Below are 13,404 nucleotides of genomic sequence, written 5' to 3' on the forward strand. Positions count from 1 at the left end.
GTGGTGTCAGCGCAGCCCTTGGCTGCGCAGTGCGCCGGGCGAAAAGTAGGACGCGGTGGTGCGCACATCGAAGGTGTAGGGCCTTGGCTGTTCGTTGGTCAGGCCCGACAGCTGGTAGCGGCCAGTGCGCAGGTCGTAGATCGCTTCCATGGCATTGACCAGCGCCTGCCCGGTGACATGGTAGTAGCTGTGGGCCTGCGCCGTGCGCCACAACTTGCCCTGGTGATCGAAGAAGTCCGCCTCGACGATGGCCCAGCTGTCCTCGTCCAGGTAATAGCGCCGGCTGGCATAGATATGCCTGGCCCCAGGCTTGAGCGTACCCACCACTTCCCACACCCGATGCAGCTCGTAGCGCGTGGGTTGCGGGTTGACGTGGCCCGGGCCGATCAACGCCGCATAACCGAGCAGCGGCGATGCCAGGCGATAGCTGTTGTACGGCACGTGCAGGGCCTTCTTGCCCACCAGCGTCCACTGGTACAGGTCCGGCGCGCCATTGAACATGTCGCGGCTGTCGGCAGTGCGCAGGCCGGCCGTGCCCGGGGTGATGCTGTCATAGGCCAGTGCCGGGGCACGACGCACCCGCCGCTGGCTGCTGCTGTACAGCCACGACAGGCGTGGCTGCGCCACCTGGTCGAGGGTTTCGTGCAATACCACGGCATCACCGGCCAGGCGCGACGGCGCGGTCATACGGTAGCTCAGGTAATACAGCACATTGCCCGACTGGCCATCCTGCAGCACGTCGGGGCGGGCGAAAGTCTGCTGCAGGCTGATCGTGGCGTAGCGGCCATCGCCACGCGGGGTAATGCTGTCCGAGGCCAGGCTGTAACTGCCGTTGCGTGGCCGGGTAAGGTGATTCCACAACACCTGCAAGCCATTGTCTGGCCGGGGAAAGGCCAGCACGCCAGAAAACCCCTGCACGCCATTGCCATCGTTGACCAGACGAGCATTCAGGGCATTGTGCCGGGCCCACTCACCCACTTGGGACGGCACCGCGACACTGCGGTGCGAGGGGTACACCGGCAGGCGAAACGACTGCGGGTAGCGCTTGAGCAAGGCTACCTGCCCCGCCGTCAGCTGATCCCGGTACTGGGTGTAGTTGCTCGCGGTGATCACATACAGCGGCTGCTCATCGGCATAGGGGTCCAGCGGCGTGCCATTGACCGCCAGCGACACCTGCCCTGCTTGCAGGCCGCCGCTCCAGGCCGGAATGCGGCCGTCGCTGCTGGCCCCGCGTTCGGCCCCCACCGGCGTCAGGTCGGCACGCAGCGGCGCAGCCCCGACGTGCAGGGCCAGGAGGCTGGCGTTGATGAGCAGGATGCAGCGCAGCAGGTCGGCAGGTTTCATCGGGTTTGCCTCTTTTTTTTGTGTTGTCGCGGCCAGGCTTGCCCTGGCCCGCCCTTTCGGGGTGATACTAGGAGCCGCGCTTCGAACCCCACAAATAACGTGTTCGGATACGTGCCATATCAGTTCGGCATACCTTGGAACCGCTGCAATGACCCTGAAACAGCTCCGCTACCTGATCGCCATTGTCGAAGCTGGCAGCTTCTCGTCGGCCTCGCGCCGCGCCTACATCGCCCAGCCTGCGCTGAGCCGGCAGATCAGCCTGCTTGAAAGTGAACTGGAAATGCAGCTGCTCGACCGCCAGCACGACGGCATTGCCCTGACCGATGCCGGGCGCCAGCTCTACGAAGTCGCCCGCCAGGTGGTGCAGAAGCTCGATTCGGTGAAGGACGAGCTGAAATCCAGCCGTGGCGACCCCAAGGGCCAGGTGGCCATTTCCATCCCGGCCACGGCCGCCGACCTGCTGCTGCCGGAAATCGTCAGGCGTGCCGAACAGCGCTTCCCGGGGGTGTCCCTGACGGTGTGGGACGGCCTCAGCCGCGAAGGCGGCCAGGCCATCGAACTGGGCAAGGTGGACTTTGGCGTGGTGCCCAACGCCGAGGAGCTCGACCATGTCGAGGCCGAGCCGATCTTCACCGAAGCGCTGTACTGGGTGGGTGCATCAGCGCCGGGCGCACCCGACACCATCACCCTGGCTGAAGCCACCGCTACCCGCCTGGTGCTGCCGCCGCGGGCACTGCACTTGCGCCGGCGCATCGAGCAAGCCGCCATGGAAGCCGGCGTGCCCCTGAGCGCAGCCTACGAACAGCAATCGGCACCCGGTATCGCCAGCCTGGTACGCGCCGGCCTGGCGGCGACCATCAGCAACTGGCCGCCCCTGAGCGAACTGCTCGAACCCACGGCAGCACGGCGTATCGTCGAGCCGCGTATCAGCCGTACCATCGCCTTGGCACACTCACGGCACAAGCCCTTGTCGTTCGCCGCCGGCTGCCTGCGCGACCTGGTCCGCAGCGTGCTCATCGACCTGGTCAACAGTGGCCGTTGGCGGGGCGAACTGATCGGCAGGGAGGCCGAGCCGCTCGAGTCGGTGCTGGGTGTTCAGCTGGCGGTCTGAGCGCGCGCCCGGCTGGCAACGGCATCCGCCTCACGCAAGCGCAACAGGGTGCGCTGGGGGTTCAAGGTCGCCAGGCCGACCAACCCGGCCACCAGCAACACTGCGCCGCATACCACGAAGCCTTGGGCATAGCCCGCCGGGTGTTCGGCCCCCGCGCCCTGCACCAGCAAGCCGGTCACCACCGGCGCAGCCAACCCGGCCAGCGAGGCGATGCCGTTGCCCATGGCGAGAATGCCACCGCGCTGGGCTGCCGGGGTGAACTCGGCAAGCATCGCCGGGCCAACCGAATACATGACCAAGGCCAGCCCCCCACTGAAGGTCAGCGCCGCAACCCGGACCGCAGTGCTCAGCCCGGGCAGTATCAGCGAAGCCGACAACAGCCCGCCCAGTATCAGGCACACCGAAACGAACACGCCGCGCGCCACCCGCGAAGGGTGGCCACGACGCATCAGGCGCTGGGACAACCAGGCCAGCAGCAAGCTCAGCGGCGTGGTCACCACCACGAACATGACGAAGATGCGCCCGGTCTGCAGCGGGTCGATACCCAGGCCCACCTGCAGGTAACTGGGTACCCAGGTCAGGGTCAGGGCCAACGACCAGTTGGCGGCGAAGTGGCACAGGTAATTGCCCAACACACTGGGGTCGCTCAACAGTCTGCGATAAGGGACTGGTGCGGCTTCGGCCGGGTGCTGGCTGGCGCGCAGGCGTTCGAGGGTACCTTCCTGACCGAGCCGCCACCACAGCAGGCACCAGACCAGGCCGATCAGCGCAAGGATGATGAAATTGGTCCGCCAGCCGTAGTGCAGGCTGACCCAGGGGATCATCGCCCCGGCGACCAGCAGCCCCATGGCACTGCCAGCGTGCAACAGCGCCACCGGCAGGTTGCGCCGGTCGTTGGGGAACCACTTGTACAGCGCATGGGTGGCGACCGGCGAGGCCGGCCCCTCACCGATACCCAGCAGTACGCGGCAGGCAACGATGGCCCACAGCGAGGTGGCGAACAGCATCGGTAACTGGATCAGCGCCCAGAACAGGCCCATGCCCAGCAGCAAGGTGCGGCTGGGGCGGCGGTTGGCCATGAAGCCACCGACCACGGCGGAGAGGGCAAAGAACCAGTGCAGGGCGCCGCCGATCAGGCCGAACTCGGTGGCCGTGAGGCCCAGCTCGGCACTCATCGGCACCGCCACCAGGCCGATTACCACTTTGTCGAGAAAGTTGACCAGCATCAGCAGCGCCAGCAGCGCGGCCACCAGCCAGGCAGTTCGGGGGTTGGGCAGGGAAGAATGCGCAGTCATGGCGAGTACTCTTGTTATTGTTCTGGGAATTGCCAAAAGGGCCGCCGCAGCGGCGGCCATGGGTCAGGCAGGCATCAGCACGCCTTTGGCGATGGTGTTGCGCTGGATCTCGCTGGTGCCGGTGAGGATACGCATCATCCGCGTGGCACGGAAAATCCATTCCACCGGGTGGCCCTGCATCAACCCGGCGCCGCCATGCACCTGCACCGCCTTGTCGGCGATGCGGAAGGCGGCCTCGGACACGAACAGCTTGCACATCGGCGCCTGGGTGCGGATATCGCCGCCGGCGTCATTCACCTGTGCCGTGGCGTACACCATGCTGCGCGCCGCGTGCAGTTCGGTGGCCATGTCGGCGATCATGTGGTTGACCGCCTGGAACATGGCGATCGGCTGCCCAAACTGCTTGCGGCTGCGCGCATGTTCGATCGACAGGTTCAGGGCCAGCCCGGCCATGCCCAGCAGTGTCGGGCAATGCAGCAGGCGGTTGAGGGTTATGCGCCCCATCGCCAGTTTGAAGCCCTGCCCGGGTTCACCGATCAGGTTGGCCGCCGGCACCCGCACCTGATCGAGCACGATGTCAGCGTGGGCACCGCCACCGGACATCACCGCATAGTCACTTTCGATTCGCACCCCCGGCGCCTTGAGGTCGACGAAGAACGCCGAGATCCCCTGCGCGCCCTGCCCTGGCCCGGTCACCGCCAGCAACACCGCGAGGTCGGCGTAAGTGGCGCCGGAGATGTACCGCTTGCTGCCGCTCAAGACATAGTGGTCACCGTCAAGGCGGGCCTGCGTGGCAATGGCGGTCGCATCCGAGCCAGCCTCGGCTTCGGTCAGTGCAAAGCACACGGCTTTTTCGGCACGGCACACCGGTTTCAGAAAGGTCTCGACCTGGAAGGGGCTGGCCACCTTGAACAGATGGCCGACCCGCGGCGGCCCGGACAGCTCACCCAGTACATGCGGCGCGAGCATGGAGCCGGTGAGCACCGTTGCCTCCTTGACCGCGCACAGGTCGGCCACGTTGAGGCCGGCCCCGCCCATGCTTTCCGGCAGCATGATGGTGTACAGGCCTTGCTCGCTGGAGCGCTTCCACACCTCCTGCAGCACCGCCTGCGGATGCGGGCGCGCCCAGCTCAGCTGCGCCTGGCTTTCCAGCGGGCGAACCTGGTCGCGGACAAAACCCTCGATCGCTTCAATGATCTGTGCAGCCTTTGCACTTGGTTGATACATGTTGATGCTCCCTGGTCAGATACGACGTTCGCTGTGTTGCCAGTAGGTGTCCCGGACCAGGCGGCGCACCACCTTGCCATTGGGGTTCTTCGGCAGTTCGCTGACAAAATCGACGCCGCGCGGCTTCTTGAAACCGGCCAGCGCACGCCCGCACCGCTCGATGAGTTCGGCGGCCTCCAGCTGCGCCCCTGGCTTGAGCACCACCACCGCACGCACCGCTTCGCCCCACTGTGCGTCGGGCACGCCGACCACCGCCACCTCGAACACTTCGGGGAAGCCATGGATCACCTGCTCGACTTCGCTGGGGTACACGTTGAAGCCACCGGAAATGATCATTTCCTTCTTGCGGTCGACGATGAACACGTAGCCCTGGGCATCGACCGTCGCCAGGTCGCCGGTGAGGTAGTAGCCGTCACGCATGACTTCGGCGGTGAGCTCCGGCGCGCGCCAGTAGCCCTGCATGACGTCGGGCCCCTTGACCACGATTTCACCGACCTCGCCAGGCAGCACATCCTCGAACGCCTCGTTGACCACCCGCAGGTCGGTCTCGAAATAGCAACGCCCGCAGGAGGCCAGGCGCTGATAGTCGCCATCCTCCACCAAGTGGTCCTGCTCGGTCAGCACCGTCACCAGCGAGCATGTCTCGCCGGCGCCATAACCTTGTGCGAGGATCGGCCCGAACAGTTCGATGGCTTTTTTCACCAACGACGGCGCCATGGGTGCGGCGCCGTACATGACCAGCTTCAAGCTGGAGAGGTCGAAGCGCTCGACGCCCGGATAATTGACCAGCCGGTTGATCATCGCCGGGACCAGGAACAACCGCGTCACCCGTTCACGCTGGATGGTCTCGAGCAACAGGCGATCGTCGTAGCGGTCCAGCAACAGGTTGCAGGCACCCACCGCCAGCAGCGGCATGATCTGCATGCCGCTGGCATGGGTGATCGGCCCGACGTGGGCCATGACGTCGCCCGGCGCGGAGCGCCGCGTGGGGCTGGCAATGCTCTTGCGCACCAGCGCCTTGCGGTTGCCGAACGACAGCATGGCGGCTTTGAGCACGCCCGAACTGCCGGAGGTGTAGTGCAGCACGGCCAGGGCGTCGTCGGTCGGGTCCAGGTGCAGCGCTGCTTCGCTGCCGCGCTCAAGCAGCGCGCCATAGCCCAGGTCGCCGCCCTCACCCTCCAGCACGATGACCTGGCGCAGCTGCGGCAACTGCTCGCGCCGCGTTGCCAAGGCCTGGGCAAAGCGGGCGTCGGTGATCACCGCGACGCTGCAGGAGTCTTCCAGTACCCGGACCACTTCGTCCACGGACAGCCGCGCATTGATCGGCACCTTGACCATCGCCGCCTTGTACAGCGCGACTTCCGCTTCGACCAGCTCCACGCGGTTGGTGGCGAGGATCGCCACATGCTCGCCCACGCTCACGCCCAACGTAGCCAGCCCTGAGGCCAGGCGGTTGCTGCGGCGTTCCAGCTGGGCGTAGGTCACACGGTTCTGACTGTCGGCCACGGCGATGTGGTCCGGCCAGTAGTGGGCACTGCGGGTGATGATCTTTCCAAGGTTCACGTTGTTGTTCTCGTCGACAGGAAGACATCGACGATGCTAAACAGCCGTGCACAGCCAGGCCTAATACAGGATTCAGATGCCGGCCATACCGTTATTAGCTGGCGTAAAGCTCCTGCCGACTCGCGCTGCCTGATGTGCTGGCTATGGCCCCTGTACCGCCTTGCCCGCCGGGGCTAGCCAACGCACATTGCCCCAACAATGGGTACTGCACACCCAAGCCAAGGCGGCGCGGGCCGTGGCGCAGAGGCATGAAGATGGCGACCGGAAACAGGCAGCAGCGGGCTTCGAGGAGCATTGCCGTATCACCCACTTTGTGGTGTTTCACCGGGCTACAGCAATTGCTGTTCCAAGGCTCAGGCAGGCGTGGCGCCAGGTACAACTTTTTTTGCAACGAGGAAGAATCTCAAGGACGCCGCCTGCCCAGCACGCGCTGGATCTCGGCAACCACCTGGCTGGTCGCCTGCGCGATCGTGCCTTCGTTGCGGCACAGCATCCAGCCATGCTCCGCCACCGCCCGCTCGAACGCGTCGGTACAGGCGATCTGTTCATCGAGCTTGTGGATGACCGTGCTGCCCAGCCCACGGGTGCGTGCCGCCGCCCTCGCCCACGACGTATCCGGTGAGGTGACAACCCCGACATGCAGGTCTGGCACTTGCACACTGCGCGCCCTGTTCATGTGCAGAATCTCGGCAAACGGGACTGTGCGGCGAAACGCGGCATCGGAGGGGTACCAGCGATCGATCAGGATGATGCTGTCCGCAGGTTGCCTGGGCAGCACGTATTGGGAAATCCACGCACGGCTGTCGGCCAGGCGTGCACAGACCTCCAGCTCCAGGTCCTTGCTGGGGTTTCTCGCCAGCTGGTTAACCAGCGCCATGGTTGCACCCCGGAAGGGGTCGCTCTTCTTCTCGCAAAGGCGCACCACCTTGCGCTTGTCTTCCCGCAGGGCTTGGGTAATGGCCTCGAGCAGTGTGGTCTTGCCGGTGCCCTTCGGGCCATCTAGCGCAACAAATAGCGGACGTTTCATTCTTCGGTACGGTGGGGAGCGGGTCTGGATAAGGATGGTCATGATGCACTGAAAGCCGGCCACGGTCTCGCTTGTCAGCCTGATGGCGGTTTTCAGGCAGGAGTACAGGTGTACTCCGCCCGTGTTTCGCCTTGATGAGGCTCAGATCTGCGCCTGGCCACCGTCCACGAACAGCTCGGCGCCGTTGACGAAGCTGGCATCATCGCTGGCCAGGAACACCGCAGCATTGGCGATTTCGACCGGTTCCCCTACGCGGCCCAGCGGCACCTGCGCTGCAAGGTAATCGAGCAGGCCCTGCTGTTGCGCGGCATCCGGCCCGGCGAGGTCGACCAAGCCAGGCGTACGCGTTGCGCCCGGGCTGAGGGTGTTGACCCGGACCGCGCGATCCTTCAGGTCAAGGATCCAGCTACGGGCAAAGGCCCGAACGGCCGCCTTGGAAGCCGAATACACGCTGAATGCCGCCGTGCCGGAGCTGCCGGCCGTGGAGCCAGTCAGGATGATCGACGCGTTCTGCGCCAGCAGCGGCAACGCCTTCTGCACGGTGAACAGCACACCCTTCACGTTACGGTCAAAGGTATCGTCGTAGTGGGCTTCGGTAATGTCACCCAAAGGCAGCATGGAACCACCGCCAGCGTTGGCGAACAGCACATCCAGGCGCCCCTTTTCCTGGGCGATGCGGGCGTAGAGTTCGTCCAGTTGCTCCAGCCGGGTGGAGTCGACCGCAATCCCGGTGGCATTGCCCACCTGCGCCACAGCCTTGTCCAGCTCCGCCTGGCGACGCCCGGTGATGTAGACATGGGCACCCTCCTCTGCAAAGCGTTTTGCCGTGGCCAGGCCGATGCCGGTGGTGCCGCCGGTGACCAGTGCGATCTTGCCTTCGAGTTTCTTGCTCATGGTGTTTCTCCCGTTGAGGTGGTGAGTTGCTGTAGGAGAAGCGTATCGACCTGCAGGCCTTTTCAAAATAGAATCATTTGAAAGCCATCATTGCAGATATGAAATGCCAAGAATTCCGGATTTCGAAGGCCTGGCGATGTTCGCCAAAGTGGCCGAAGAAGGCTCCTACGCCGCCGCCTCACGCGCCATGGGCGTTTCGGTACCCACCGTATCGCGTGCCGTAGCGCGCCTCGAAGAACGGCTGGGTGCGCGCCTGTTCAACCGCACCTCGCGCCAGCTCTCACTGACGGAATTCGGCCAGCGCATGGTCGAGCAAGCCAGCGCGCTGTATCGCCAGGCTGAAGAAATGGAAAGCGAGGCCCAGGCGCTGTCGCTGCAGCCACGCGGGCTGGTGCGCCTGGCAGTGCCCATGTCCTTCGGCTTGCGTTGGGTTGCGCCGCTGCTGCCCGAGCTGCTGGCGCACTACCCTGGACTGGAAATCGACCTGCATCTGTCCGATTCAACCGTCGACCTGGTCGCCGATGGCTTCGATGCCGCCTTGCGCATCGCCGCCCTGCCCGACTCGTCGCTGGTGGCGCGGCGTATCTGTTCGGTCAGCCAGTACCTGGTGGCCGCGCCGTCGTACCTTGCTCGCAACGGTCAGCTCACGCACCCGCGCGAACTGGCTGGCCATGCCTGCATGAGCTATGCCTACCGCGCCCGAAGCCAGGTGTGGCGCTTCATCCACGACAACGGCAGCGAGCAGGACGTGACGCCCCGTGGGCCGTTGCGGGTGACCAATGCCGATGCCCTGATCGCCCCCCTGCTGGCAGGCATGGCGATTGCCGAGCTACCGGAATTCATTGCCGCCGAGTACCTGGCTGACGGCCGCCTTGTGCACCTTCTGCCCGAATGGCGGATGACCCAGGGAGGGTTGTACTTCGTGACCCCGTCCGCGCGCACCCGGCCGCGCAAGGTCCAGGCCCTGGCCGAGTTTTTCGTCGAGCGGTTGTCGAACCCGCAATGGCAGCCGTCCAGGTAGCGTCGAGACGTTCTGCCGTACTGTACGTCAACTTTTACCCCCCTTCTTTCCAGGCTTGGGTCCAATGAGGAGCACGGGGCACCGGCGTCCGACCCGTGCTCATCGGAGCGTTCAGGCCTGCGTACATATCCTCAAGCACTTGATGGCACAGTGCCACTTATCGATAATCGTGCTCCTTTCATGACACGCAAGGATCCGCCGTGAACAAGCTTTACCTGGTTGCCCCACTCGTCCTGCTGCTGCAAGGCTGCGGTGTGACAATGGCCCGCTACGAAGCCAACTACCAGAACGTTCAGCAGTTGAAGCAGAACGCCCCCCTGCAAGCGGTGCGCGAAGCGCAAGTGCAGGCCGACGCCGGGCAAGGCTCGCTGATGGTGCGCCTGAATCCGATTTCTTCACCCGCAGGCAACATTCCGCTGCACATTCAAGCGGCCATCAATGATGAGCTTCGCCATGCCGGCCTGCTCGATCCCAAGGCCGATCGACAGCTGCAAGTGCAACTGGTGAAGAGCAAGCTCAACTCCGGCGTGGCCAACGGGCATGGCGAGCTTGAGGCGCGGTTCACCCTGCGCCAGGGTGACCAGGTGCTCTACGAGTCGACCAAGGACGTGACCCGTGACTGGGACAGCAGCTTCTTCGGGCCGATTGCGATTCCGACAGCGGCCAACAATTACAACCCGATGCTGCAGGCCTTGCTCAAGTCGCTGTACAGCGATCCGCAATTTGTACAGGCATTGAAGTAAGCAAAAAAAGAGCCGCGATTGCGGCTCTTTCTGTTTGGGCTCACACGCGCGGAATGCGTGTGTCGGCGGCCGAATATTTCACGCGGTTGTTTTCCACCCAGGTCTTCAGCAATGCATTGACCTGACGATTGAAGGTGTCGGTGACCGCCGCCTTCGGTGTATTGCCCACCAGCGGCAGGAACCAGATACCCATCCAGGTATTGATGGCGTCGTGGTTCTGGTTCTTGGTGAGCAAAGCGCCCTGCTCATCCAAGGTCTCCAGGCTCATGGTGTACTGGTCGGTGGCCATGGCGGGAATGATGGTCAAAGTCAGGCCACTGATAAAGGACAGCACCATCTGCCCGCCACTCGGCGCATGGTTGTAAACCTTCAGACGCAGGCTGTAGTCGCCTGGCTGCTTTTCGAATTCATCGAAGGTCACGCGGCCGAACAAGCCCGACTCGTTGAAAGCGCGTTTGAGTTCCGGCTTGAGCATGTCACGGGCTTGCGGCATTTCGCTGGCCTTGGCGCCTTCCGGGTCACCCTGGAAAAAGTCGAAGTCCACGTAGACATTGGGTTTGTTGGCATAGCTGGCCATCGACGGCAGGTCGACGGGTGCCACCTCGTCCTTGGTGAAACTGGCGCAACCACCGAGGCTCAGGGCGAGGGCCAGGCCTATGACTTTTACACATTGCATTTCGACTTCCTTGAACATGACAGGGCACCCTTCGAGCGAAAGGCGGCCTGCATTCTAAGGAATTTTAAATGATATCAAAAGGCCTTCACCCTGAGAGAAGCGGACCAGAGCTCATTTGCACTCCGACCACGACTATTACCCGGCAAGGCCTATTTGGCTCAGGCAGCCATTAGCGCACCACGGCCAGCAGGCTCGCCGCGTCGCTGACCTCGAACTTGCCGGGCGCCTCCACCGCAATGTGCTTGACCACGCCATCGTCGACCACCATGGCATAGCGCTGCGAACGCCGCCCCAGGCCACGGGCCGAGAGGTCCTGGATCAGCCCCAGCGCCTCGCTGAACTCGCCATTGCCGTCGCCGATCATCTTCACCGCGTCGCCTACCTGCAGGCTGTGTCCCCAGGCGTTCATGACGAAGGCGTCATTCACCGAAACGCAGAGAATCTCGTCAACGCCGGCTGCGAACAGCTCCGGCGCCGCGGCGACGTAACCGGGTACGTGGCGCTCGGAACAGGTGGGGGTGAAGGCGCCGGGCAAACCGAAGATCACCACTTTCTTCTGCTTGCAGCGCTCACGCACCGGGAACGCATTCGGGCCGATCGGGCAGGCGCCTTCGCTGTTGTTGTAGTGGTAAAGGGTAATGTCTGGCAGTTGCTCGCCTGGCTTGATCATCGCTGACTCCTGGGTAAGTGGATGGCCGAGCTGGCTATCATGCAGCAATCCATCAGGCCAGGTACATCCGTGGTTGGAGCTACTGGCAGCACCGCCAGCCCGGGATGCTCCTTGGCAAGCGGTCACTCAGCCGCGCAGCTGATACCAGGTGGTCTTCAGCTGCGAGTATTTGTCGAACGAATGCAGCGACAGGTCGCGGCCGAACCCGGACTGCTTGCCACCGCCAAACGGCACGGTCACATCCAGTGCATCGACGGTGTTCACCGACACCGTACCGGCCTTGAGCGCACGGGCAACCCGGTGCGCGCGATTCAGGTCATCGCTCCACACCGACGCCGCCAGGCCGTAGAGGCTGTCATTGGCCAGGCCAATCGCCTCGTCTTCGGTATCGAACGCACTGACCGCCAGCACCGGGCCGAACACCTCGTCCCGGGCCAGGCTCATGCGCTTGTCGACGCCGGCGAAGATGGTCGGCTCGATAAAGTTGTCCGAGGTCCCGATGGTCAGGCGTTGCCCGCCACAGACCAGCCGCGCACCTTCCTCATGGGCCTGGCCGATGGCCCGGGCAATGCGCGTGGTCTGCTCGGCGTCGACAATGGCACCCGCACGGCTGGCCGGGTCCAGCGGGTTGCCTGGTTGCCACTGGCGGGCCTTGGCCTGCAGGCGTTCGATGAACGCGTCATGGATCGAGCGCTGCACATACAGCCTCGAGTTGGCCGAGCACACCTCGCCCTGGTTGAAAAAGATGCCAAAGGCAGCCTTCTCGGCGGCTAGGTCCAGGTCTTGGCAGTCGGCGAACACCAGGTTCGGGCTCTTGCCGCCACACTCCAGCCACACCTGTTTGAGGTTGGACTGGGCCGAGTACTGCATGAAGTACTTGCCGACCTGGGTGGACCCGGTGAACACCAGGCAATCGACGTCCGGGTGCAGGCCCAGTGCACGCCCTGCCGTTTCGCCAAGGCCCGGGACCACGTTGAGCACGCCTTCCGGCAGGCCGGCCTCCAGCGCCAGCTCGGCCAGGCGCAAGGCGGAAAACGGCGATTGCTCGGCGGGCTTGAGCACTACACTGTTGCCGGCCGCCAGCGCCGGGGCGAGTTTCCAGGCGGCCATGTCGAGCGGGAAGTTCCACGGCACCACCGCGGCTACCACACCCAGCGCTTCGCGGGTGATGGTGGCCAAGGCATTGGCGGCGGTCGGTGCAACCTGGTCGTAGACCTTGTCGAGCGCCTCGCCATACCAGGCGAAGACATGGGCCGAACCGGGCACGTCGATGTTGTAGGCATCCATGACCGGCTTGCCCATGTTCAGCGAGTCCAGCAGCGCCAGTTCTTCGCGATGGGCCATGATCAGCTCGGCCAGGCGCAGCAGTACCTTCTTGCGCTCGACGGGCGCCATGCGCGGCCAGGGCCCTTGTTCGAACGCCTTGCGCGCCGTGCTGACGGCGAGGTCGACGTCGGCCTGGTCACAGGCAGCGACACGGGCGAGCAGCTGACGGGTCGCAGGGTTGATGGCGTCGAACGTTGCACCGCTGGCGGCCCCCAACTGGCGGCCGCCGATCGAGGCCTTGTCTGGCAGGCTCAGGCCTGCCGCGCGCTGTTGCCAGTATCCGAGATCGTACATACACACTCCTGACGACCGTCCCTGCGGTCCGATTGTTATGGGTCTGGCCAACATTCTTGGCCCAGCCACAGGCCCGGCGAAACCAGCTTTTTGTTGCCCCTTGCAGAGGAAAATGCTCGCCAGCGACGGGCGCCAGGGTTTACGCGACCGGCGTGCAATGCTCCCCCCAAAGGGTGATTTCGAGGCCTCATCGAGTGTGGGAGCATTCGAGCC

12 protein-coding genes are annotated in these 13,404 nt (G+C 64.3%); 3 read left to right on the top strand and 9 right to left on the bottom strand.

Annotated features, from left to right (window positions below; translation table 11 throughout):
• Positions 1-6 precede the first annotated feature (6 nt).
• Entirely contained in the window at positions 7-1,344 is a 1,338-nt protein-coding gene (locus HU738_RS11805) for a DUF1329 domain-containing protein (RefSeq protein ID WP_186602440.1), read from the bottom strand.
• A 148-nt stretch (positions 1,345-1,492) separates the two neighbouring features.
• On the opposite strand from HU738_RS11805, the gene HU738_RS11810 reads away from it, so the two are divergent.
• Positions 1,493-2,455: a LysR family transcriptional regulator gene (locus HU738_RS11810; RefSeq protein ID WP_099814091.1), complete on the top strand. Its 963-nt coding sequence runs from the start codon at positions 1,493-1,495 to the stop codon at positions 2,453-2,455.
• Here the strand turns inward: HU738_RS11810 and HU738_RS11815 are convergent.
• The 5 genes from HU738_RS11815 to HU738_RS11835 form a co-directional block, all read right to left on the bottom strand.
• Positions 2,440-3,750, bottom strand: coding sequence for an MFS transporter (locus HU738_RS11815; protein WP_186602441.1), 1,311 nt, complete (start codon positions 3,748-3,750; stop codon positions 2,440-2,442). The two genes, HU738_RS11810 and HU738_RS11815, sit on opposite strands and share 16 nt — an antisense overlap.
• Before the next feature lie 63 nt (positions 3,751-3,813).
• On the bottom strand, positions 3,814-4,977 hold the full coding sequence (locus HU738_RS11820; RefSeq protein WP_186602442.1) for an acyl-CoA dehydrogenase family protein: 1,164 nt from the start codon (positions 4,975-4,977) through the stop codon (positions 3,814-3,816).
• Positions 4,978-4,992: 15 nt separating this feature from the next.
• The gene (locus tag HU738_RS11825) at positions 4,993-6,540 is read right to left on the bottom strand and encodes an AMP-binding protein (RefSeq protein WP_186602443.1); all 1,548 of its coding nucleotides are present in this window, start codon (positions 6,538-6,540) and stop codon (positions 4,993-4,995) included.
• Positions 6,541-6,943: 403 nt separating this feature from the next.
• The gene (locus HU738_RS11830; RefSeq protein WP_186602444.1) at positions 6,944-7,567 is read right to left on the bottom strand and encodes a dTMP kinase; all 624 of its coding nucleotides are present in this window, start codon (positions 7,565-7,567) and stop codon (positions 6,944-6,946) included.
• A gap of 141 nt (positions 7,568-7,708) precedes the next feature.
• On the bottom strand, positions 7,709-8,461 hold the full coding sequence (locus tag HU738_RS11835) for an SDR family NAD(P)-dependent oxidoreductase (protein ID WP_099814087.1): 753 nt from the start codon (positions 8,459-8,461) through the stop codon (positions 7,709-7,711).
• 103 nt (positions 8,462-8,564) lie between these two features.
• Between HU738_RS11835 and HU738_RS11840 the strand changes: the two genes are divergently transcribed.
• Together HU738_RS11840 and HU738_RS11845 are read left to right on the top strand one after the other, a co-directional pair.
• Positions 8,565-9,482, top strand: coding sequence for a LysR family transcriptional regulator (locus tag HU738_RS11840; protein ID WP_186602445.1), 918 nt, complete (start codon positions 8,565-8,567; stop codon positions 9,480-9,482).
• A gap of 200 nt (positions 9,483-9,682) precedes the next feature.
• Positions 9,683-10,225: a hypothetical protein gene (locus HU738_RS11845; protein ID WP_186602447.1), complete on the top strand. Its 543-nt coding sequence runs from the start codon at positions 9,683-9,685 to the stop codon at positions 10,223-10,225.
• Between the two features lie 40 nt (positions 10,226-10,265).
• Here the strand turns inward: HU738_RS11845 and HU738_RS11850 are convergent, their stop codons facing one another.
• From HU738_RS11850 to HU738_RS11860, 3 genes are all read right to left on the bottom strand, one after another.
• The gene (locus HU738_RS11850; RefSeq protein WP_186602449.1) at positions 10,266-10,901 is read right to left on the bottom strand and encodes a hypothetical protein; all 636 of its coding nucleotides are present in this window, start codon (positions 10,899-10,901) and stop codon (positions 10,266-10,268) included.
• A gap of 169 nt (positions 10,902-11,070) precedes the next feature.
• A complete protein-coding gene (locus HU738_RS11855) occupies positions 11,071-11,571 on the bottom strand; it encodes a peroxiredoxin (protein ID WP_186602451.1) in 501 nt (166 codons plus the stop codon).
• A 126-nt stretch (positions 11,572-11,697) separates the two neighbouring features.
• Positions 11,698-13,191 (bottom strand): aldehyde dehydrogenase, encoded by a 1,494-nt coding sequence (locus HU738_RS11860; protein WP_186602453.1) that lies wholly within the window; start codon positions 13,189-13,191, stop codon positions 11,698-11,700.
• Between the last annotated feature and the right edge of the window lie 213 nt (positions 13,192-13,404).

Origin of the sequence: Pseudomonas vlassakiae, assembly GCF_014269035.2 — a bacterium.
Taxonomy (GTDB): Bacteria; Pseudomonadota; Gammaproteobacteria; order Pseudomonadales; family Pseudomonadaceae; genus Aquipseudomonas; species Aquipseudomonas vlassakiae.